Annotated in this window: 21 protein-coding genes; 9 read left to right on the forward strand and 12 right to left on the reverse strand. The window is 62.8% G+C overall.

Translation table 11 applies throughout. From position 1 onward, the window contains the following. Position 1: 1 nt before the first annotated feature. The 10 genes from BFP99_RS23890 to BFP99_RS23935 form a co-directional block, all read right to left on the reverse strand. Entirely contained in the window at positions 2-769 is a 768-nt protein-coding gene (locus BFP99_RS23890; protein ID WP_065927046.1) for an ABC transporter ATP-binding protein, read from the reverse strand. A 3-nt stretch (positions 770-772) separates the two neighbouring features. Further along, positions 773-2,113, reverse strand: a complete 1,341-nt coding sequence (locus tag BFP99_RS23895; protein WP_065948364.1) for an ABC transporter substrate-binding protein — start codon at positions 2,111-2,113, stop codon at positions 773-775. A gap of 18 nt (positions 2,114-2,131) precedes the next feature. Beyond that, a complete protein-coding gene (locus BFP99_RS23900) occupies positions 2,132-3,181 on the reverse strand; it encodes a branched-chain amino acid ABC transporter permease (protein WP_065948365.1) in 1,050 nt (349 codons plus the stop codon). A 4-nt stretch (positions 3,182-3,185) separates the two neighbouring features. Beyond that, positions 3,186-4,067, reverse strand: a complete 882-nt coding sequence (locus BFP99_RS23905) for a branched-chain amino acid ABC transporter permease (protein ID WP_027606301.1) — start codon at positions 4,065-4,067, stop codon at positions 3,186-3,188. Continuing rightward, positions 4,067-4,837, reverse strand: coding sequence for an ABC transporter ATP-binding protein (locus BFP99_RS23910; RefSeq protein ID WP_065927043.1), 771 nt, complete (start codon positions 4,835-4,837; stop codon positions 4,067-4,069). Before BFP99_RS23910 ends, BFP99_RS23905 begins: the two co-directional genes overlap by 1 nt. Then, positions 4,834-5,682 carry an AMP-binding protein gene (locus tag BFP99_RS23915; protein ID WP_065948366.1) on the reverse strand — a complete coding sequence of 283 codons (849 nt, stop codon included), beginning with the start codon at positions 5,680-5,682 and terminating at the stop codon, positions 4,834-4,836. Before BFP99_RS23915 ends, BFP99_RS23910 begins: the two co-directional genes overlap by 4 nt. A 126-nt stretch (positions 5,683-5,808) precedes the next feature. Beyond that, entirely contained in the window at positions 5,809-7,257 is a 1,449-nt protein-coding gene (locus tag BFP99_RS23920; protein WP_065948367.1) for an LLM class flavin-dependent oxidoreductase, read from the reverse strand. Further along, positions 7,257-7,583 carry an acyl-CoA dehydrogenase gene (locus tag BFP99_RS23925; protein ID WP_065927040.1) on the reverse strand — a complete coding sequence of 109 codons (327 nt, stop codon included), beginning with the start codon at positions 7,581-7,583 and terminating at the stop codon, positions 7,257-7,259. Before BFP99_RS23925 ends, BFP99_RS23920 begins: the two co-directional genes overlap by 1 nt. Before the next feature lie 11 nt (positions 7,584-7,594). Continuing rightward, positions 7,595-8,791 carry an SfnB family sulfur acquisition oxidoreductase gene (locus tag BFP99_RS23930; RefSeq protein WP_027606296.1) on the reverse strand — a complete coding sequence of 399 codons (1,197 nt, stop codon included), beginning with the start codon at positions 8,789-8,791 and terminating at the stop codon, positions 7,595-7,597. Between the two features lie 154 nt (positions 8,792-8,945). Then, positions 8,946-9,509: a helix-turn-helix domain-containing protein gene (locus BFP99_RS23935; protein ID WP_027606295.1), complete on the reverse strand. Its 564-nt coding sequence runs from the start codon at positions 9,507-9,509 to the stop codon at positions 8,946-8,948. 92 nt (positions 9,510-9,601) lie between these two features. On the opposite strand from BFP99_RS23935, the gene BFP99_RS23940 reads away from it, so the two are divergent. The 7 genes from BFP99_RS23940 to BFP99_RS23970 all read left to right on the forward strand — a co-directional run bounded on the left by BFP99_RS23940 (position 9,602) and on the right by BFP99_RS23970 (position 16,695). Further along, the gene (locus BFP99_RS23940; protein ID WP_027606294.1) at positions 9,602-10,531 is read left to right on the forward strand and encodes a DMT family transporter; all 930 of its coding nucleotides are present in this window, start codon (positions 9,602-9,604) and stop codon (positions 10,529-10,531) included. Between the two features lie 124 nt (positions 10,532-10,655). Then, positions 10,656-13,577: a monovalent cation/H+ antiporter subunit A gene (locus BFP99_RS23945; RefSeq protein ID WP_065948368.1), complete on the forward strand. Its 2,922-nt coding sequence runs from the start codon at positions 10,656-10,658 to the stop codon at positions 13,575-13,577. Then, complete coding sequence (locus BFP99_RS23950; RefSeq protein WP_003192163.1) at positions 13,577-13,921, forward strand: Na+/H+ antiporter subunit C; 345 nt, start codon at positions 13,577-13,579, stop codon at positions 13,919-13,921. The genes BFP99_RS23945 and BFP99_RS23950 overlap by 1 nt, the downstream gene beginning before the upstream one ends. Beyond that, positions 13,918-15,600 carry a monovalent cation/H+ antiporter subunit D gene (locus BFP99_RS23955; protein WP_065948369.1) on the forward strand — a complete coding sequence of 561 codons (1,683 nt, stop codon included), beginning with the start codon at positions 13,918-13,920 and terminating at the stop codon, positions 15,598-15,600. The genes BFP99_RS23950 and BFP99_RS23955 overlap by 4 nt, the downstream gene beginning before the upstream one ends. Then, positions 15,597-16,085, forward strand: coding sequence for a Na+/H+ antiporter subunit E (locus BFP99_RS23960; protein ID WP_065948370.1), 489 nt, complete (start codon positions 15,597-15,599; stop codon positions 16,083-16,085). The genes BFP99_RS23955 and BFP99_RS23960 overlap by 4 nt, the downstream gene beginning before the upstream one ends. Continuing rightward, complete coding sequence (locus BFP99_RS23965; protein ID WP_065927036.1) at positions 16,082-16,360, forward strand: K+/H+ antiporter subunit F; 279 nt, start codon at positions 16,082-16,084, stop codon at positions 16,358-16,360. The genes BFP99_RS23960 and BFP99_RS23965 overlap by 4 nt, the downstream gene beginning before the upstream one ends. Beyond that, positions 16,357-16,695, forward strand: coding sequence for a Na+/H+ antiporter subunit G (locus BFP99_RS23970; RefSeq protein WP_065948371.1), 339 nt, complete (start codon positions 16,357-16,359; stop codon positions 16,693-16,695). The genes BFP99_RS23965 and BFP99_RS23970 overlap by 4 nt, the downstream gene beginning before the upstream one ends. Before the next feature lie 387 nt (positions 16,696-17,082). Here the strand turns inward: BFP99_RS23970 and cysS are convergent, their stop codons facing one another. Both cysS and BFP99_RS23980 read right to left on the reverse strand, forming a co-directional pair. After that, complete coding sequence (gene cysS, locus BFP99_RS23975; RefSeq protein ID WP_065948372.1) at positions 17,083-18,471, reverse strand: cysteine--tRNA ligase; 1,389 nt, start codon at positions 18,469-18,471, stop codon at positions 17,083-17,085. Positions 18,472-18,486: 15 nt separating this feature from the next. Next, the gene (locus tag BFP99_RS23980; protein ID WP_065948373.1) at positions 18,487-20,187 is read right to left on the reverse strand and encodes a glutamine--tRNA ligase/YqeY domain fusion protein; all 1,701 of its coding nucleotides are present in this window, start codon (positions 20,185-20,187) and stop codon (positions 18,487-18,489) included. Between the two features lie 249 nt (positions 20,188-20,436). On the opposite strand from BFP99_RS23980, the gene BFP99_RS23985 reads away from it, so the two are divergent. Further along, complete coding sequence (locus tag BFP99_RS23985; protein WP_065927032.1) at positions 20,437-20,940, forward strand: peptidylprolyl isomerase; 504 nt, start codon at positions 20,437-20,439, stop codon at positions 20,938-20,940. Continuing rightward, complete coding sequence (gene lpxH / locus BFP99_RS23990) at positions 20,937-21,686, forward strand: UDP-2,3-diacylglucosamine diphosphatase (protein WP_027606286.1); 750 nt, start codon at positions 20,937-20,939, stop codon at positions 21,684-21,686. The genes BFP99_RS23985 and lpxH overlap by 4 nt, the downstream gene beginning before the upstream one ends. Positions 21,687-21,847: the final 161 nt, after the last annotated feature.

Below are 21,847 nucleotides of genomic sequence, written 5' to 3' on the forward strand. Positions count from 1 at the left end.
TTTACTGTTTACCCAGATAAATGTCGTGCAAATCGCCCCGCGCCAACAGCTCGGCGGCGCTGCCACTCAAGGCCACGCGCCCAGTATCCAGCACGTAGCCCTGGGACGCATAGTTAAGCGCGACGTTGATATTCTGCTCGGCGATCAGGAAGCTCACCTGCTGCTCGCGGTTGAGCTGCGCGATGATCTCGAAGATCTCCTGCACGATCATAGGCGCCAAACCCATGGACGGCTCGTCGAGCAGTACCAAAGTAGGACGGGTCATCAACGCGCGGCCGATGGCGACCATCTGTTGCTCGCCGCCGGACGTCAGACCCGCACGGGTGTGGCGCTTGGTCTTGAGCCGCGGGAACCAGGCGTAGATGCGCTCCAGGTCTTGCTCCATGGCCTTGCGGCTCAGGCGCCGCACAAAGCCGCCGCTGCGCAGGTTGTCTTCGACGCTGAGCTGGCCGAAGACATGGCGGCCTTCCAGCACATGCACCATGCCTTGGCGCACGCGCTGGCTGGGGTCGACGCCGGCCAGGTCGACGCCCGCATATTCGATCACGCCCCGGCTGACTTCAGCGCGCTCGGCACGCACCAGCCCGGAGATCGCCTTGAGGGTGGTGCTCTTGCCGGCGCCATTGGCCCCGAGCAAGGCGACGATGGCGCCCTTGGGCACGCTCAGCGACACCCCGGCCACGGCGAGGATCGCGCCGTCGTAGATCACTTCAATATCGTTGACCGTCAACAACGACGGGCGCATGGCTTCGCTGGCGAGCTGGCTCATGATTTATTCATCCCCGGTGCAGGTGCGTGGCGTCAGGCCTTTTTCCTTGGCGAAAGCCGCGGATTTTTCATCGATCAGCGGGCGCAACAGGGCGCGGTCGGCGGCGATCCAGTCGCTGATCAGCGTCCAGTGGGCGCCGTCCCATTGCTGCACGCGCGCCGAGCCGCCGCCTTCGTGGTCGCGGCATGACAACTTGAGGTTCTGCATCAAGCCCAGGTAGCCCATGTCCTTCAAGCGCGCGTCATCGATATTCAGGTGTTCCAGGCCCCAGCGGCCTTCTTCGCCATTGAGTGGACGCTTGCCGAACTTGGCCTGGCCGGTGCGAATCGCTTCCACAGCCACGGCGGCGTTCACCAGGCCGGAGTTGTAGTAGACGCTGCCGAAGTTTTTCAGGTCCTTGAGGTCGCTGTGGCCCTTGTCGAGGATGTATTGCTTGAGGCGTTTGTGGATCTCGAAATCCGCACCTGCCGGGTAAGGCGTGAGTGCCAGGTAGCCCTTGGCGGCGGCGCCTGCGGGCAATACGTCTTCGCTGGAACTGGCCCATATATCGCCGATGATATGGTCCACCGGAAAGCCGAAGCGCGCGGCGGTTTTCACCGCCACCGGGGTGGACACGCCCCAGGTGCGCAGGAACACCCAATCCGGGTTGGCCTGGCGTACCTGGCGCCATTGCGCAGACTGCTCATTGCCCGGGTCGGCCACCGGAATCTGGATGTTTTCAAAACCGTATTTTTCCGCCAGCAATTTCAGCGGGCCAAGGGTTTCGCGACCGTAGGCCGAGTCGTGGTAGACCGTGGCGATCTTCTTGCCCTTGAGTTTGTCGAAGCCGCCTTCGCGCTGGGCGATGTAGTTCACCAGGGTCGACGCCTCGCTGTAGAACGTCAGCATCACCGGGAAGTTGTACGGGAACACCGTGCCGTCGGTGGCTTCGGTGCGACCGTAGCCGAGGGTGATCAGCGGGATCTTGTCCACCTCAGCCCTTTCACTGAGCGCATAGGCCGCCGGTGCACCGTTGGGCTGGTACACCGCGACCGGCGCGCCATCCAGGCCGTTCTTGAAGCGCTCGTAGCACTCGATGCCCTTCTCCGCCGTCCACTCGGTCTCGCATTCCTGCCACACCAGCTTCACGCCATTGATGCCGCCTTCGACCTCGTTGATATAGCGCAGGTAGTCGATCATCCCGGCCCACACCTGCACGCCGCTGGAGGCGTAGGCACCCACCCGGTAGGTGGCCAGGGGAAAGAACTGCTGGTCGGCCGAGGCTACCGCCTGGGGCACGGCACCGGCCAGGGCAGCCAGCGCGAAGGCGGCGCCGGCCAGGGAACGTTTCAAGGATGCACGCATAGGGATTCTCTTATTCAGTCAGAAACGTAGGGGCCACTGACGCAGCCGATCGCGAAGGTTATGCAACAGGCGAATCAAGCCCTCGGGTTCCTTGATCAGGAACACGATGATCAACACGCCAAAAATGATTTTCTGCAGGTTCTGCAACTGCCCGGCATCCACCGCACCACCGAACAACGCCTGCCCGGCATGGCTGAGGAAGATCGGCAGCAAACTGATGAATGCCGCGCCGACGAAGTTGCCGGCAATGCTGCCCATGCCGCCGATAATGATGATGAACAGGATCTGGAATGAGCGGTTGATGTCGAAGCTGCTGGCGCTGGCCGTGCCCAGGTAGGCAAACGCCCACAACGCGCCGGCGATGCCGAGGTAGAACGAACTGACCGCAAACGCCAGGCGCTTGTAGCGCACCACCGGGATGCCGACCACGGCGGCGGCGGTGTCCATGTCGCGGATCGCCATCCAATTGCGGCCCACCTGGCTGCGCACCAGGTTGACCGCGGCCCAGGTCAACAACAGCACCGTGACCAGGGTCAGCCAGTAGCGGCCCAGCGGCGTGTTGAGGTCATGGCCGAACAACGCCAGCTTCGGCGCCGAAATGGTTCCGGACGAACCGTAGTTGTAGAACCAGGGGAATTTGACGAACAGCCACTCCAGGAAAAACTGCGCGGCCAGCGTGGTGACCATCAGGTAGAAGCCTTTGATCCGCGAGCTGGGCAAGCCAAACAGCAGCCCGACCAGCGCGCTGATGATCCCACCGCCGAGCAGCGCCACCGGCAGGCCCAGCTCAGGCAGGCGCAGCAAAAACCCATAGGTGGCGAAGGCACCGACGGCCATGAACCCGGCGGCACCGACCGAGGTTTGCCCGGTATAGCCGGTGAGTAAATTCAGGCCCAGCCCGGCCAGTGACAGCACCAGGAACGGGATCAGGATCGCGTTGAGCCAATAGTCATTGCCCCACAGCGGCACCACGATAAACGCCAGTGCCAGCAGGCCGAGCAGGCTCCAGGGCACGCGCCGCTGGACCAGCAGCAAGGGGGCGGTGTGTTCAGCAACAGGGATCGACATGCTTTCAGACTCGCTCGATGGCGCGCTCGCCGAACAGGCCGGCGGGACGGATATACAGGAAGGACAACGCCAACACATAGGCGAACCACGGCGTGATGCCGCCACCGATCAGCGGACCGATATACACCTCGGCGAGGTTCTCCGCTGCGCCGACAATCAGCCCGCCGACAATCGCCCCGCCAATCGAGGTGAAGCCGCCGATGATCAACACCGGCAAGGCCTTGAGCACCACCAGCGACAGCGAAAACTGCACGCCCTGGCGCGCCCCCCACAACAACCCCGCCACCAGCCCGACGATGCCGGCCACCGCCCAGACGATCTGCCAGATGCGGTTGAGGTTGATGCCGATGGACAGCGCCGCCGTGGTGTCATCCGCCACCGCGCGCAGCGACACGCCGATACGGGTCTTGTTGAACAGCAGCGCCAGCACCGTCACCAGCACCACGGCCACGGCCGCGGCGATCAGGTCGAACTGGCTGAGCATCAGCGGCCCGACGAACAGCGGTACATCGTCGATGCCCAGGTCCAGAGCGCGCACCTGCGAGCCCATCACGCCCTGGGCCAGGCCTTCGATAATGAACGACAGGCCCAGCGTCGCCATGAACAGCGTGATCTGCGAGCGGTTCACCAACGGCCGCAGCACCAGGCGCTCGATGAGCAAGGCGCCGACAATCATCACGATCACCGTCAACAGCAACGCCAGGGCAAACGGCACGCCCTGGTCGTGCAGGCTGACGAAGGTCAGCGCGGCAAACAGCAGCATCGAGCCCTGGGCAAAATTGAACACGCCGCTGGCCTTGTAGATCAGCACGAAGCCGATGGCGACCAGGGAATACATGGTGCCGGCGAGCAGGCCGCCGAGCAGGGTTTCGAAGAAGAACGTCATCAGTGCGTCACTCCCAGGTAGGCCGCGATCACCTCGGGATTGGCCTGCACCTCGGCAGGGGTGCCGTCGCCGACCTTGCGCCCGTAGTCGAGCACCACAACATGGTCGGACAGCCCCATGACCACGCCCATGTCATGCTCGATCAACACCACGGTGGTGCCGAGGTCGCGGTTCACGTCGGCGACAAAGCGCGCCATTTCCTGTTTTTCCTCGGCGTTCATGCCGGCCATGGGTTCGTCCAGCAGCAACAGGCTGGGCCCGGCGATCAATGCACGGCCCAGTTCCACACGCTTTTGCAGGCCATAGGACAGGTTGCCCACCAGCACATCGCGGTAGGCTTGCAGCTCCAGGAATTCAAGGATGCCCTGGGCGCGCAGGCGGAAGGCGTCGGCTTCACGGCGTGCGCGGGGCAAGCCGAGGGCCTGTTCGATAAGGCTGGTGTGCATATGCCGCGACAGGCCGGTGAGGATGTTGTCGAGCACACTCATTTTCTTGAACAGGGCGTTGTTCTGGAAGGTACGGCCAATGCCTCGACGCGCGGCGCCCAGGGGGTCGATACGCTGGAAATGCTGCGCCTCGAACACGATCTCGCCGGCATCGAAGCGATACACGCCGTTGAGGACGTTGAGCAATGAACTTTTGCCGGCACCGTTGGGCCCGATCAACGCGCAGATTTCCCCGCGCGCCACCTCGAACGACAACCCATTGATCGCCTTGACGCCCTTGAACGACAGCGAGATGTCCCGCACCTGGAGAATGGCTTGGCTCATGCACGTTCCCGTTTGAATTCGGCGAGCCACGTCGGCTCGGCATTGGATTTGAGGGGCTGCCAGATATAGGCCAGGCGCTGGAAGCCCAACAGTGTGCGCACGCGGTTTTTCAGCAGGCGGCGCAGGCCGCTGTGCGGGTGGGCAATGGCCCAGTCGCACAGGCGTCGACGCCAGGTGCCGTGGGGTGGCAGACGGCTTTCGATCTCGTCGGCCAGGTGCAGCAAATGGGCGGGCGACAGCAGCAGGCCGGTGGGCGCGACGTCGCTGCGATCACGTCGCGCCGAGGCCAGGCTTTCCGGGAAGGCCAGGCCGTGGCCGCTGCTCAGCCACTGCTCCAGCACCACGGCCAGGCCGCCTTGCCAGTGGGTGCCCTCCTCGCTCCACAACGCGGTTTCACCGGCGGGCTGCCACCAGCGCTGCAGGTGTTGCGCCGGGTCGACGGGGCCGAGCAGTTGGGCGAAATCCAACCGCTGGGTGAAGGTCCAATCGCGCTGGCGACCTTGAACGTAGGCATGGCTGGGATGAATACGCCACAGCTGTTGCTCCAAGGCCTGCGGCTCGAGGTTATCGGCCAGCGTCAGTACCTGTGCGCCGACGGACTGGGCCGCCAACGCCAGCAACAGCAGGTTCGGCTCAAAGGCGCCGCTGAGCACCAAGCGTGACTGTTGATTGAAACCTTGCTGGCGCAAACCATCGGCCAGGCGTTCGACATCGCGCAAGGTGTCGATCCAGCGCCAGGCGTACCACTGGCCCTGGCGCTTGTGGCGCAGGGCGATGTGCAACGGTGTGAGTTGCGCCCAGTGGCGCAGGTGTTCCAGGAGGGCCGTTGGTTCGTGCACGCTCATAGGGGGTTGCTCCTATTGGGGGGTGTGCGTGCGGTGGTCCGCTGGCTTGATTATTTGGATCGACACAGGACAACTGTGGGAGGGGCGGTGCGACGATTCGGCTTGCTCCCGATGGCGGTGTGTCAGTTAGAACACCTTTGACTGAGCCAACGCCATCGGGGGCAAGTCGAATCGTCGCACCGCCCCTCCCACATTGGATTTATGTGCATTCGATAGATCGCGATAGCCAGCGCCCGGGTGGTTCGCACCCAACCTTGCACCGTCGCCAAACAACTTCTCGCGCAATGTGCCCTGGGCGTATTCGGTCTTGTACACGCCGCGCTTCTGCAACTCCGGCACCAGCCATTCGACGGCGTCGACAAAGGTTTCATGGGTCAGCGCATAGGCGAGGTTGAATCCGTCCACGTCGGTCTCTTCGACCCACTCCTGCAACAGGTCCGCCACGGTTTCCGGGCCGCCGACGAACAGCGGGCCAAAGCCGCCGATACCGACCCAATCGGCCAGTTCGCTGGGGGTCCAGACCTTGTTCGGGTCCGCCGTGGAGAAAGCTTCCACCGCCGATTGAATCGCATTGGTGTGCACGTGCTTGAGCGGCTCATCCGGCTTGAACTGGCTGAAATCGATGCCCGTCCAACCAGAGATCAGCGCCATCGCGCCTTCATAACTGGCGTAGGATTTGTATTCGTCGAATTTGGCCTTGGCCTTGGCGTCGGTCTCGTCGACGATCACGGTCTGCAAGTTGAAAATCAGGATTTTCTTCGGGTCGCGCCCGGCTTCGGCCGCACGGCGGCGGATGTCGGCGACGGTCTTTTTCAGCAGCACCTTGGACGGCGCGGCAACGAACACGCATTCGGCCTGCTCGGCGGCGAACTGCTTGCCACGGCTGGAAGCACCGGCCTGGTAAAGCACCGGCGTGCGCTGCGGCGAGGGTTCGCACAGATGGATGCCGGGCACCTGGAAGTGTTTGCCGACGTGGCGGATCTCGTGGATCTTGCTCGGGTCGCTGAAGATCCGACGTTCGCGGTCGCGCAGTACCGCGCCCTCTTCCCAACTGCCTTCCCAGAGTTTGTAGCAGACCTCCAGGTATTCCTCGGCATAGTCGTAGCGGGCGTCGTGTTCGGTCTGGGCTTTCTGGCCAAGGTTCTTGGCGCCGCTTTCCAGGTAGGAGGTGACGATGTTCCAGCCGATGCGGCCCTTGGTCAGGTGGTCGAGGGTCGACAGCCTGCGTGCAAACGGATACGGGTGTTCGAACGACAGCGACGCGGTCAGGCCAAAACCCAGGTGCTCGGTGACCAGCGCCATCGGTGCGATCAGCGACAACGGATCGTTGACCGGCACCTGGGTCGCCTGGCGAATCGCCGCGTCGCCATTGCCGTTGTACACGTCGTAGATGCCCAGCACGTCGGCGATAAACAGGCCGTCGAACTTGCCGCGCTCAAGGATCTTCGCCAGGTCGGTCCAGTATTCAAGGTCCTTGTACTGCCACGAGCGATCGCGCGGATGCGCCCACAGGCCCGGCGATTGGTGGCCGACGCAGTTCATGTCGAAGGCGTTCAAGCGGATTTCACGGGACATCACAGCACTCCGTTGAGGTGGTAGTTGCCGACGACCTGGTATTTCCAGCGCAACGGATCATCCAGGGTCGGTGGCAGCGCGGTGCGTTGGCCGGTCAGTTCGAATTCGGTGTTGCTGGCAAAGAGCAAGGCTTCAGCGGCGGCGATCTGCGCTTCGGTGACGGCGACCGGGCTTGGATCGGTTTCGGCGCGTTCAAGCAAGGCGGCCGCTACATCCACGCGAATCTGCCAATCGCCGAAGCGGCTGATCACGTAGGGGTCGTCGCTTTTTTCGACGTGGCGACGGGTGCTGTCCAGCAGTTGGCGTGCGAGGGTCAGGGCGGTCATGGGTCAGGTCCTCAGTTCCAGGCGTGGCGCGCAGGCTTGACGCCGTTGAGCACGAAATTGCCGATCAGGTGGTATTTCCAGCGGGCCGGGTCGTGCAGGGTGTGGGTCCGCGCGTTGCGCCAGAAGCGGTCGAGGTTGTGCTTGGCGGTGACCGAGCGGGTGCCGGCCAGTTCGAAGAGTTTGCTGCTGGCGAGCAAGGCAGTTTCGGCCGACAGGACCTTGGCCTGGGCGACCACCAGTGAAGCCTGGGCGACGGTGTCTTCATTCGGTTCGGCGAGGGCGCGGTCGACGGCCAGGCCGGCCTTGGCGAGGATCGCTTCGGTGCCGTGCACACGCCACTCCAGGTCGCCGATGGCGGCGATGGTGAACGGGTCCTGCCAACCGTGATCCTGCTGGCTGTCGATCCACGGACGGGCCTGCCGCGCAAAGATTTTTGCCTGTTCAAGGGCGCCGAGGGCAATGCCGGTGTCGACCGCCGCCTGGATAATTTGCGAAATCGGCCCATCGGCCGTGGGTTGGTCAAACGCCAGGTGGGCGGGAATCACCGCGCTCAAGGGCACGCTCACACCGTCGAGGGTCACGCCGCCGCTGGCGGTGGTGCGCTGGCCGAAGCCGTCCCAGTTGTCGATGACGGTCAGGCCTGGCGCATCGCGCTCGACGAGGCCGATGAAGGCCTGACCCTTTTCGTTATTACCCACGGTGGGCACGATGTGGGCGAACAGCGCGCCGGTGCAGTAGAACTTCTCGCCGTTGATTTGCGCGGTGTCGCCGTGGAAGCGAATCTGGGTATCGAAGGTGCCGGCGTTTTTGCTCTTGGCCTCGGAGAAGGCGTTACCAAAGCGATAACCCGCCAGGACTTTGCCAAAGTAGTGGCGCTTTTGTTCCTCGGTGGCGGTTTGCAGCAGGATGTCCACCACGCCCAGGTGGTTCTGCGGGATTTGGCCCAATGACGGGTCGGCGGCGGAGATCAACTTGATCACCTCGGCCACCGTCACATAGGACACCCCGGCGCCGCCATAGGCCTTGGGAACGGTGATGCCCCACAGGCCGCTGGCGGAAAACTCGTCCAGTTCGGCAACGGGCAGGCGACGCTCACGGTCGCGCGCGCTGGCGTCGACGGCAAAGCGTTCGGCCAGGCGCTTGGCGACCTCGATGGCCTCCGCGTCCGAGCGGATGATATGGGCAGGTTGTTGAGGGTGGGCAGACATGGGCCGACTCCAGGCTCCGAGGGGATACTGGAGTGTTTGCAGGAGTCGTGCCTGAATTTAATCGTCAGTAAAATCAGCCGGTTGCTGCGTAAACAGGCGTACAACCGCAGTTTCAAACCAGCAAAGTGTCCATCCACTGTTGGCTGGTAAACAGTTAGATCACCACATTGCGCACAAAGCGCACGGCGACCTGGCCGTCATTGCGATAGGCATGGGGCTGGTGGCTGGCGAACATGAAGAATTCGCCGGCGCCGATGGTATTTTCCTGCTCGCCGACCACCAACGTCAGGCTGCCCTCGAAGACGAACAGTTGCTCGCTCCACCCCTCCAGGTCGGGGTCCGGGCAATAACGATCGCCCGGTTCAAGGCGCCACTCCCATAACTCGACCTCGCGCCGCGCCGTGGCCTTGGCCAGCAACACCGCCTTGCTGCCGTCGATTTCCCCCGCCCAGGCCAGTTCGTTGATGCGGCTGTGATCGCGCACATCCGGTGCCTGGATCAGGTCGCTGAACGCCACATCCAACGCTTCGGCCACACGGTCGAGGGTGGACAGGCTGACGTTCTTTTCCCCGGCCTCGATGGCCACCAGCATGCGCCGGCTGACCCCGGACTTTTCCGAGAGCGCAGTCTGGCTCAGGTCGGCGGCGTGGCGCAGGCGACGAACGTTCTGGCTGACGTGCTGCAGGACCGAGGCCCGTTGTGGATTTTCTTTGTGCACTATATTGCTCAATGGGTGGGTGTGCGCAGTATACTGCCCAGCGTGCGGCGCATTGTGCGGTCCGTGCCTTTCCCTTGCAAGACCGAGCCGCCATGACCACGCCGAACTCCCCCTCGCGTTTCCACCGTTTCAGCAAAGCCGAGTGCATCCTGGTGTTTATCACCATGATCTGGGGCGGCACGTTTTTGCTGGTGCAGCATGCCATGACTGTCAGCGGACCGATGTTTTTCGTGGGCCTGCGCTTTGCAGCGGCGGCGATTGTGGTCGGGTTCTTTTCCTTGCGTACCCTGCGCGACCTGACGTTGTTCGAGCTGAAGGCGGGCGTGTTCATCGGCGTAGCGATCATGTTCGGCTACGGCTTGCAGACCATTGGCCTGCAGACGATCCTGAGCAGCCAATCGGCGTTCATCACCGCGCTGTATGTGCCGTTCGTGCCGCTGCTGCAATGGCTGGTGCTGGGCCGGCGCCCGGGGTTGATGCCAAGCATCGGCATCATGCTGGCGTTTGCCGGGTTGATGTTACTGACCGGTCCCGCCGGGGCTTCGCTGAATTTCAGCCCCGGGGAAATCGCCACCCTGATCGGTGCCGTGGCGATAGCGGCGGAAATCATTTTGATCAGTGCGTTCGCCGGGCAAGTGGACGTACGCCGGGTGACGGTGGTGCAACTGGCGACGGCGTCGCTGCTGTCGTTTTTGATGGTGGTGCCAATGGGCGAGGCACTGCCGGGGTTCTCCTGGCTGCTGCTGTTCAGCGCCGTGGGCCTGGGCCTGACCAGTGCGGTGATCCAGGTCGCCATGAATTGGGCGCAGCAAAGCGTTTCGCCGACACGGGCCACGTTGATCTATGCCGGTGAGCCGGTGTGGGCCGGGGTAGTCGGGCGGATCGCCGGCGAGCGGTTCCCGCCGATTGCCATGCTGGGGGCGGCGTTGATTGTGGTGGCGGTGATTGTGAGTGAGATCAAGACAAAAGGGCAAAAGGCCATCGAGTTGCAGGATGAGCGGGAACAGGAGCAACAGGGCTAGGGTCCGAAACAATGCCAAACGGGAGTTTTCGACCTACTTTGTAGGATCCTGCCACATGTTGCCGTTTGGTGATCGACAAAGCGGCACGTATGATGCATCCCAAACTCCCGCAGATTAGAAGCCTATGTCCCTGATAGTTCTACTGCTTCTGCCTTTTATCGGCAGCTGTCTGGCGGCCTTGCTGCCGCACAATGCACGTAACACCGAATCCCTGCTGGCTGGCCTTGTGGCCCTGGTCGGAACCGTTCAAGTCGCCCTGCTCTACCCCCAGATCGCCCACGGTGGCGTGATCCGCGAAGAATTCATGTGGTTGCCCAGCCTTGGGCTGAACTTCGTGCTGCGCATGGATGGATTCGCCTGGCTGTTCTCGATGCTGGTGCTCGGCATCGGCGCGCTGGTGTCGCTGTATGCGCGCTACTACATGTCGCCGGACGATCCGGTGCCGCGTTTCTTCGCGTTTTTCCTGGCCTTCATGGGCGCCATGCTCGGGCTGGTGATTTCCGGCAACCTGATCCAGATCGTGTTCTTCTGGGAACTGACCAGCCTGTTCTCGTTCCTGTTGATCGGCTACTGGCACCACCGCGCCGATGCGCGTCGTGGTGCGTACATGGCCTTGATGGTCACCGGCGCGGGCGGCCTGTGCCTGCTGGCGGGCGTGATGCTGCTGGGGCATATCGTCGGCAGCTATGAGCTGGACCAGGTGCTGGCGGCGGGCGAGCAGATTCGCGCGCATTCGCTGTACCCGGTGATGCTCGCGCTGGTGCTGATCGGCGCCCTGAGCAAAAGCGCGCAGTTCCCGTTCCACTTCTGGCTGCCCCACGCCATGGCCGCACCGACCCCGGTGTCTGCCTATCTGCACTCGGCAACGATGGTGAAGGCCGGCGTGTTCCTGCTGGCCCGCCTGTGGCCGTCGCTGTCCGGCAGCGAAGAATGGTTCTGGATCGTCGGCGGTGCCGGCGCCCTGACCCTCCTCCTCGGCGCTTACTGCGCCATGTTCCAGAATGATCTCAAAGGCCTTTTAGCCTATTCCACCATCAGCCACCTAGGGCTGATCACCCTGCTGCTGGGCCTCAACAGCCCGCTGGCCGCCGTCGCCGCGGTGTTCCATATCCTCAACCACGCCACCTTCAAGGCCTCGCTGTTCATGGCGGCAGGCATCATCGATCACGAAAGCGGCACGCGGGACATCCGCAAGCTCAGTGGCCTGGTGCGCCTGATCCCGTTTACCGCGACCCTGGCGATGGTGGCCAGTGCATCCATGGCCGGCGTGCCATTGCTCAATGGTTTCCTGTCCAAAGAGATGTTCTTCGCTGAAACCGTGTTTATCTCGTCGACCCAATGGGTGGAAATCGCCCTGCCCCTGATCGCGACCATCGCCGGCACGTTCAGCGTGGCCTACGCCCTGCGCTTTACCGTGGATGTGTTCTTCGGCCCGCCCGCCACCGACCTGCCCCACACACCTCACGAACCCCCGCGCTGGATGCGCGCCCCGGTTGAGCTGCTGGTATTCACCTGCCTGCTGGTGGGCATCTTCCCGGCCCAGGTGGTCGGTTCGATCCTCGCCGCCGCGGCGCTGCCGGTGGTCGGCGGCGTGCTGCCGGAATACAGCCTGGCGATCTGGCATGGCTGGAATGCACCGATGATCATGAGCCTGGTGGCCATGTCCGGTGGCGTGGTGCTCTACCTACTGCTACGCAAACAACTGAAGCGCGGCCGTTTCAAGTACCCGCCGGTCATCAGCTACTTCAACGGCAAGCGCGGCTTCGAGCGCAGCCTGGTGGTGATGATGCGCGGCGTGCGCAGGATCGAGAAACGCATCAGCACCAAGCGCCTGCAGACCCAATTGTTCCTGTTGGTGATCGTCGCAGTGATCGGCGCCATGATCCCGATGCTCAACAGCGGCCTCAGCTGGGGCGACCGCCCGAAGATCCCGGGCTCCATCGTGTTCGTCACCCTGTGGCTACTGGCGATTGCCTGTGCCCTCGGCGCCGCCTGGCAAGCCAAGTACCACCGGCTCGCGGCCCTGACCATGGTCAGCGTGTGCGGCCTGATGACCTGCGTCACCTTCGTGTGGTTCTCGGCGCCGGACCTGGCGCTGACCCAGTTGGTGGTGGAAGTGGTCACCACCGTACTGATCCTGCTCGGCCTGCGCTGGCTGCCACGGCGGATCGAAGAGGTCTCGCCGCTGCCCAGTTCGCTGCGCAAGGCGCGCATCCGTCGTCTGCGCGACTTCCTGCTCTCCACCGTGGTAGGCGGCGGCATGGCGCTGCTGTCCTATGCGATGCTGACGCGCCAGACGCCAAACGATATTTCCTCGTTCTACTTGAGCCGCGCCCTGCCCGAGGGCGGTGGCAGCAATGTGGTGAACGTGATGCTGGTGGACTTCCGGGGCTTCGATACCCTCGGCGAAATCACCGTGCTCGGCGCCGTGGCGCTGACGGTGTACGCCCTGCTGCGTCGTTTCCGCCCGTCCAAGGAAAGCATGGAGCTGCCGCCACAGCAGCGTCAACTGGCGCCGGACGTGGCCACCGACCTGGTCAACCCGCGCCAGGCCAGCGACACCGCCCTGGGCTTCATGATGGTGCCGGCGGTGCTGGTGCGCCTGCTGCTGCCGATTGCGCTGGTGGTGTCGTTCTACCTGTTCATGCGCGGCCACAACCAACCGGGCGGCGGGTTTGTCGCCGGCCTGGTGATGTCGGTGGCGTTTATCCTGCAATACATGGTTGCCGGCACCCAGTGGGTCGAGGCGCAGATGAGCCTGCGGCCGATGCGCTGGATGGGCTTCGGCCTGTTCTCGGCGACGCTGACCGGGATCGGCGCGTTGTTTGTCGGCTACCCGTTCCTCACCACCCATACCTGGCATTTCAGCCTGCCGCTGCTGGGCGATATTCATGTTGCCAGCGCGTTGTTCTTCGATGTGGGCGTATACGCCATGGTCGTCGGCTCGACGCTGCTGATGCTCACCGCCCTCGGCCACCAGTCGGTGCGCGCGCATAAACCGAGCAACCAGGCCAAAGTAGTCGCCGCCACCGAAGGAGCCGCCTGATGGAAGAAGTCATCGCAATTGCCATTGGGGTCCTGGCGGCCTCCGGCGTCTGGTTGATCCTGCGGCCACGGACGTTCCAGGTGGTGATGGGCCTGTGCCTGTTGTCGTACGGGGTCAACCTGTTCATTTTCAGCATGGGCAGCCTGTTTATCGGCAAGGAGCCGATCATCAAGGACGGCGTGCCCCAGGACCTGCTCAATTACACCGATCCCCTGCCCCAGGCCCTGGTGCTCACGGCCATCGTGATCAGCTTCGCCATGACCGCGTTGTTTCTGGTGGTGCTGCTGGCGTCACGGGGCCTGACCGGCACTGACCATGTGGACGGCCGGGAGCCCAAGGAATGAATTGGGTCAACCAACTGATCGTCGCCCCGATCCTGCTGCCGTTGCTCACCGCCGCGCTGATGCTGATGCTCGGCGAAAAACGCCGCCCGCTGAAGGCCAGGATCAACCTGTTCTCCAGCGTCATTGGCCTGGGCATCGCGATCCTGCTGTTGTACTGGACGCAAAAAGGCGGCCCCGGCTCGATTGGCGTGTACCTGCCGGGCAACTGGCAGGTGCCGTTCGGCATCGTGCTGGTGGTCGACCAGCTCTCGGCGCTGATGCTGGTGCTCACCGGGATCATCGGCGTGAGCGCGCTGCTGTTCGCCATGGCCCGTTGGGACCGCGCCGGCACCAGCTTCCATGCGCTGTTCCAGATCCAGATGATGGGCCTGTACGGCGCGTTCCTCACGGCGGACCTGTTCAACCTGTTCGTGTTCTTCGAGGTGCTGCTGGCGGCGTCCTACGGCTTGATGCTGCACGGCTCGGGCCGGGCGCGGGTGTCGTCGGGGCTGCATTACATCGCGATCAACCTGTTGGCGTCGTCGCTGTTCCTGATTGGCGCGGCGATGATCTACGGCGTGACCGGCACGCTGAATTTCGCTGACCTGGCACTGAAAATCCCTCTGGTCCCCGAGGCGGATCGTGGCCTGCTGCATGCCGGTGCGGCGATCCTCGCCACCGCATTCCTGGCCAAGGCCGGCATGTGGCCGCTGAACTTCTGGCTGGCCCCCGCCTACTCCTCGGCCAGTGCGCCGGTGGCAGCGATGTTCGCGATCATGACCAAGGTCGGCGTGTACACCGTGCTGCGCCTGTGGACCCTGTTGTTCTCCGGCCAGGCCGGCGCGTCGGCGTTGTTTGGCGGCGACTGGCTGGTGTACGGCGGCATGGCCACGATCATCTGCGCGGCGCTGGCGATGGTGGCGGCGCAGCGGCTCGAGCGCATGGCCAGCTTGAGCATCCTGGTCTCGGCCGGGATCCTGCTGTCGGCCGTTGGTTTCGCCCAGCCAAGCCTGACCGCCGGGGCGCTGTTCTATCTGGTCAGCTCCACCCTGGCGTTGAGTGCGCTGTTCCTGCTGGCCGAATTGATCGAGCGTTCGCGCTCGGCCAACGACCTGCCGCTGGATGAAGAAATCGACGCACTGCCCAAGGCCATGGAATCCCTGCATCCGCGTCCCGGTGTGAACCTCGATGACGAGCAAAAAGCCGTGGTCGGCCAAGTGATTCCGTGGACCATGGCGTTCCTGGGCTTGAGCTTTGTCGCCTGCGCCCTGCTGATCATCGGCATGCCGCCGCTGTCCGGGTTTATCGGCAAGCTCAGTTTGTTGAGTGCGCTGGTCAATCCACTGGGCCTGGGCAGCGGCCTGGAAGGCCCGATCCGACCTGCCGCGTGGGGCCTGATGGCCTTGCTGATCCTGTCCGGCCTGGCCTCGCTGATCGCGTTCGCCCGCCTGGGCATCCAACGCTTCTGGACCCCGGAAGAGCGTCCATCGCCCTTGCTGCGCCGCTATGAATGCGTGCCGATCTTCTTCCTGCTGGGCCTGAGCATCCTGCTGACGTTCAAGGCCGAGCCATTGATGCGCTACACCCAAGCCACTGCCGAAAGCCTGAACAACCCGGAACGCTATGTGATGGCGGTGATGGCGACGCGTCCAGTCCCAAGCCCCGAAGCCAAGACGGCCGCCCTGGAGGTGCAACCATGAAGCGCCTGTTCCCTGCCCCGTGGCTGTCCATGGCCTTGTGGGTGCTGTGGCTGGTGTTGAACCTGTCCGTCAGCCCCGGCAACCTGCTGCTGGGCGCTGTATTGGGTTTTCTCGCCCCACTGCTGATGGCGCCACTGCGTCCGCTGCCGATCCGCATCCGCCGTCCTGGGGTGATCATCCGCCTGTTCTTCCTGGTGGGTCGCGATGTCATCGTCTCCAACCTGCAAGTGGCCTGGGGCGTGCTGAGAGCCGGCTCGCGCCCGCCGCGCTCGCGCTTTCTCAAGATCCCCCTGGACCTGCGCGACGCCAACGGCCTGGCGGCCCTGTCGATGATCACCACCGTGGTGCCCGGCACCATCTGGTCGGAACTGGCGCTGGACCGCAGCATCCTGCTACTGCACGTCTTCGACCTGGATGACGAAGCGGCCTTCATCGCGCATTTCAAAAGCGCCTACGAGCGGCCATTGATGGAGATCTTCGAATGAGCGCCCTGCTCTCCAACGCAATCTTGATCAGCCTGTTCCTGTTCTCCCTGGCCATGGTGCTGACCCTGGTACGCCTGTTCAAAGGCCCCTCAGCCCAGGACCGGGTACTGGCGCTGGACTACCTGTACATCCTGGCGATGCTGATGATGCTGGTGCTGGGTATTCGTTATGCCAGTGACACCTACTTTGAAGCGGCGTTGCTGATTGCGCTGTTCGGCTTCGTCGGCTCGTTTGCCCTGGCCAAATTCCTGCTGCGTGGGGAGGTGATTGAATGATGCCGTTGTGGATGGAAATCGTCGTCGCGGTGCTGCTGGTGTTGAGCAGCGTATTTGCGTTGATCGGCGCGATTGGCTTGCTGCGCATGAAAGACTTCTTCCAGCGCATGCACCCGCCGGCACTGGCCTCGACGCTGGGCGCGTGGAGCGTGGCGTTGGCGTCGATCATCTACTTTTCGGTGCTCAAGTCCGGGCCGGTATTGCATGGCTGGTTGATTCCGATTTTGCTCGCGATCACCGTGCCGGTCACCACACTGCTGCTGGCGCGAACGGCGCTGTTCCGCAAACGCATGGCCGGTGATGACGTCCCCGCCGAAGTCAGCAGCCGGCGCTGAGCGCTGAGGCGAACACGGTTAAAAATGTGGGAGATGTCGAGCTTTAGCGAGGCTTCGATGGCGGCGGCACTGTTGGTAGAGGTGTTGGCTGAAACACCGCTATCGGGAGCAAGCCCCCTCCCACATTTGATTGCGGTTGGCAGGCAGGAAGCAGACCGGCTGCAGATTTCGTGGGCAACGCTGATCCCCTGTGGGAGATGTCGAGCTTTAGCGAGGCTTCGAAGGCGGCGGCACTGTTGGCAGGTATGTTGGCTGACCCAACCGCTATCGGGAGCAAGTCGAATCGTCGCGCCGCCCCTCCCACACGGGATCGGGTGAGCCGCTCACTAAAACGGTATGCAAAAAAACGCCCCGAACCAGTCGGGGCGTTTTTCATTCAGCAGTCAATCAGGCCTGATCAGCCAGCCGCCAGGTAGTCCCGCCCTTCCCGTCTTCCAACACCACACCCATCGCGGTCAGTTGGTCACGGATACGGTCGGATTCCGCCCAGTCTTTACTGGCACGAGCCGCCAAACGCGCCTGGATCAGCGCATCGACCTCAGCCGCATCCACACGCCCTTCGGCGCCGGCCTGCAGGAACTCGTCGGCTTCCATCTGCAGCACGCCCAGCACACTGGCCAGTTCTTTCAGGCGAGCCGCCAGGCCCGCCGCTGCGTCGAGATCGCTCTCGCGCAAACGGTTGATCTCGCGCACCATCTCGAACAGCACCGCACAGGCTTCCGGTGTGCCGAAGTCGTCGTTCATGACTTCGGTGAAGCGTGCCACGAAGGCTTCGCCGCCGGCCGGCGCCACGGATGGCAGGCCTTTCAACGCGTGGTAGAACCGCTCCAGGGCGCCCTTGGCGTCCTTGAGGTTGTCTTCGGAGTAGTTGATGGCGCTGCGGTAGTGGCTGGACACCAGCAGGTAACGCACCACTTCCGGGTGGTACTTTTCCAGCACGTCGCGGATGGTGAAGAAGTTGTTCAAGGACTTGGACATCTTCTCGCCATTGATGCGGATCATGCCGCAGTGCATCCAGGCGTTGGCGTAGGTCTTGCCGGTGGCGGCTTCGCTCTGGGCGATTTCGTTTTCGTGGTGCGGGAACTCGAGGTCGCTGCCGCCGCCATGAATGTCGAAGGTCTCGCCCAGGCAGCAGGTGGACATCACCGAGCATTCGATGTGCCAGCCCGGACGCCCGGCGCCCCATGGCGATTCCCAGCTCGGCTCGCCGGGCTTGGTGCCTTTCCACAGCACGAAATCGAGCGGATCCTGCTTGGCTTCGTCGACTTCGATGCGCGCGCCGATGCGCAGGTCTTCGATTTTCTTGCGCGACAGCTTGCCATAGCCCATGAACTTGGCGACGCGGTAGTACACGTCACCGTTGCCAGGAGCGTAGGCGTAACCCTTGTCGATCAAGGTCTGGATCATGGCGTGCATGCCGGGGATGTGGTCCGTGGCACGCGGTTCCATGTCCGGCTTGAGGATGTTGAGGCGCGCCTCGTCCTCGTGCATGGCGGCGATCATGCGCTCGGTCAGCGCGTCGAACGACTCGCCGTTTTCGTTGGCACGGTTGATGATCTTGTCGTCGATGTCGGTGATGTTGCGCACGTACGTCAAGTCATAGCCGCTGAAACGCAACCAGCGGGTCACCAGGTCGAAGGCAACCATGCTGCGGCCGTGGCCGATGTGGCAGTAGTCGTACACGGTCATGCCGCACACGTACATGCGCACCTTGTTGCCATCCAGCGGCTTGAAGACTTCTTTGGTCTTGCTGAGCGTGTTGTAGATCGTTAGCACGATGTTTCCCTTAAATCACTGGCCCCACGAATCTCGCAAGGTCACGGTACGGTTGAATACCGGAGCGCCTGGTTTCGAGTCCTTGATATCCGCGCAAAAGTAGCCTTCGCGCTCGAACTGGAAACGGTCTTCCGGCTGTGCGTCGCCAAGCGATGGCTCGGCACGACAACCAGTGAGTACTTGCAGGGAATCAGGGTTGATGTTGTCGAGGAAACTCGCGCTGTCTTCAGCCTTCTCAGGGTTTGGCGAGCGGAACAGACGATCGTACAGGCGCACTTCGCACTCGATGCTGGCAGCGGCAGGCACCCAGTGGACCACGCCTTTGACCTTGCGGCCTTCAGGGTTCTTGCCCAGGGTGTCCGGATCGTACGAGCAGCGCAGCTCGACGATGTTGCCGTCGGCGTCCTTGATCGCTTCGTCCGCACGGATCACGTAGCTGCCGCGCAGGCGCACTTCGCCGTTTGGCTCCAGGCGCTTGTAGCCTTTTGGCGGCTCTTCCATGAAGTCGTCACGGTCGATGTAGATCTCGCGGGCGAATGGCAACTTGCGCACGCCCAGCTCATCTTTCTGCGGGTGACGCGGCAGTTCGAGGTTCTCGACCTGGCCTTCGGGGTAGTTGGTGATCACGACTTTCAACGGGCGCAGCACGCACATGGCGCGCGGGGCGTTGGCGTCGAGGTCCTGACGGATGCTGAATTCCAGCATGCCGAAATCGACCACGCCGTCGGAACGGTTGGTGCCGACCATGTCGCAGAAGTTGCGGATCGAGGCCGGGGTGTAGCCACGGCGACGGAAGCCCGAAAGTGTGGACATGCGCGGGTCATCCCAGCCATGTACGTGCTTTTCATCCACCAGTTGCTTGAGCTTGCGCTTGCTGGTGATGGTGTAGTTCAGGTTCAGGCGGCTGAACTCGTACTGACGCGGGTGCGCCGGGACCGGCAGGCTGTCGAGGAACCATTCGTACAGCGGACGATGGCTCTCGAACTCCAGGGTGCAGATGGAGTGGGTGATGCCTTCGATGGCGTCCGACTGGCCGTGGGTGAAGTCGTAGTTCGGGTAGATGCACCACTTGTCGCCGGTCTGGTGGTGATGGGCGTGGCGGATGCGGTACATGATCGGGTCGCGCAGGTTCATGTTCGGCGAGGCCATGTCGATCTTGGCGCGCAGCACGCGGGCGCCGTCCGGGAACTCACCGGCGCGCATGCGGGCGAACCAGTCGAGGTTCTCTTCTACGGAGCGGTCGCGGAACGGGCTGTTCTTGCCCGGTTCGGTCAGCGTTCCACGGTATTCCTTGGCCTGCTCCGGGGTGAGGTCGTCGACGTAGGCCTTGCCGGCCTTGATCAGCTCGACGGCCCAGTCGAACAACTGGTCGAAGTATTTGGAGGCATAGCGCACTTCACCGGACCATTCGAAGCCCAGCCACTTGATGTCGCTTTCGATGGCGTCGATGTATTCCTGGTCTTCCTTGGCCGGGTTGGTGTCGTCGAAACGCAGGTGCGTGACGCCACCGAACTCCTGGGCCAGGCCGAAGTTCACACAGATCGACTTGGCGTGACCGATGTGCAGGTAGCCGTTGGGCTCTGGCGGGAAGCGGGTGACGATCTGCGTGTGCTTGCCCGAATCCAGGTCCGCCTGGATGATCGGGCGCAGGAAATTGACCGGGACGGCAGGTCCGGCCTTGGAATTCGAGGTAGGGTCGACAGTGGGCTTGCTCATAGGATCCTTGAACAGACAGGTTCGTGGCCGGTTGGGGCCAGATAAAACAAAGGCGATATCATAGCTGATGCTGTCAAGACACTGACAGGTCACGACCAAAAACTGCTGCTTTAATTAACCGGGCGGTAAAAAACCACCTCGAAATTCCTGCCGGGCACGCTAAACTGCGCGCCTTGGCCGCCGTTTAGCCAGACAGGTAAGGCGCCCCAGGCGTCCAAACCCACGAATTCCCTGAAAAGAGTAGTGAACATGACTCAAGTCAAACTGACCACCAACCACGGTGACATCGTCATCGAGCTGAACGCCGAGAAAGCGCCGATCACCGTCGCCAACTTCATCGAGTACGTTAAGGCCGGCCACTACGAAAACACGGTTTTCCACCGTGTCATCGGTAACTTCATGGTCCAGGGCGGCGGTTTCGAGCCTGGCATGAAAGAAAAGAAAGACAAGCGCCCAAGCATCCAGAACGAAGCGGACAACGGCCTTTCCAACGACAAGTACACCGTCGCCATGGCCCGTACCATGGAGCCGCATTCGGCCTCCGCGCAGTTCTTCATCAACGTGGCCGACAACGCCTTCCTGAACCACAGCGGCAAGAACGTACAGGGCTGGGGCTACGCCGTGTTCGGTAAAGTCACCGAAGGCCAGGACGTTGTCGACAAGATCAAAGGCGTGTCGACCACCTCCAAGGCCGGTCACCAGGACGTTCCGGTCGAAGACGTGATCGTCGAGAAAGCCGAGATCGTTGAGTGATATTACTGATTTCAGATTTGCATCTGGAAGAGGAGCGCCCGGACATTACCCGGGCGTTTCTGGATCTGCTTCACAACCGCGCCCGTGGCGCCCAGGCGTTGTACATTCTGGGGGACTTCTTTGAAGCCTGGATTGGCGACGATGGGATGACGCCCTTCCAGCGTTCGATCTGCGAGGCTCTGCGCGAGCTGAGCGACAGCGGCACCCCGATTTTTATCATGCATGGCAACCGCGACTTCCTGCTCGGCAAGGCGTTCTGCAAAGCGGCAGGCGCCACCTTGCTCAAGGACCCGAGTGTCGTGCAGCTCGCAGGCGAACCCGTGCTGTTGATGCACGGCGACAGCCTCTGCACCCGCGACCTTGGCTACATGAAGCTGCGGCGCATCCTGCGTAATCCCATCGTGCTGTTTATCCTGCGTCACCTGCCGTTGCGCACCCGCCATCGGCTGGCGCGCAAGCTGCGCAGTGAAAGCCGCGCGCAAACGCGCATGAAGGCCAACGACATTGTCGATGTGACGCCCGAGGAAGTGCCGCGGGTGATGCAGCAGTTCGGCGTGCGCACCCTGGTCCACGGCCACACGCACCGCCCGGCGATCCATAAGCTGCAGATTGGCGACCAGGCGGCCAAGCGCATTGTGCTGGGGGATTGGGACAAGCAGGGCTGGGCGTTGCAGGCGGATGAGCAAGGCTTTCAGTTGGCGGCGTTTGACTTCGTCAATCCGCAGCTGGCGTTGCCTGGCGCCTGATCCTCAAACACCACTGATCCAATGTGAACAGAGATCAAAATGTGGCAGGGGGCTTGCCCTAATGCCAGTCAGTTAAGGCTTTTTGTAGGAGCGAGCTTGCTCGCGAAAAACGCCCAGGCAACGCGTTCATTCTCGATAAGCGCGGTGGCCCTGAGTTCTTC

It is taken from the genome of Pseudomonas sp. 1 R 17, assembly GCF_900067035.1.
Taxonomy (GTDB): domain Bacteria; phylum Pseudomonadota; class Gammaproteobacteria; order Pseudomonadales; family Pseudomonadaceae; genus Aquipseudomonas; species Aquipseudomonas marginalis.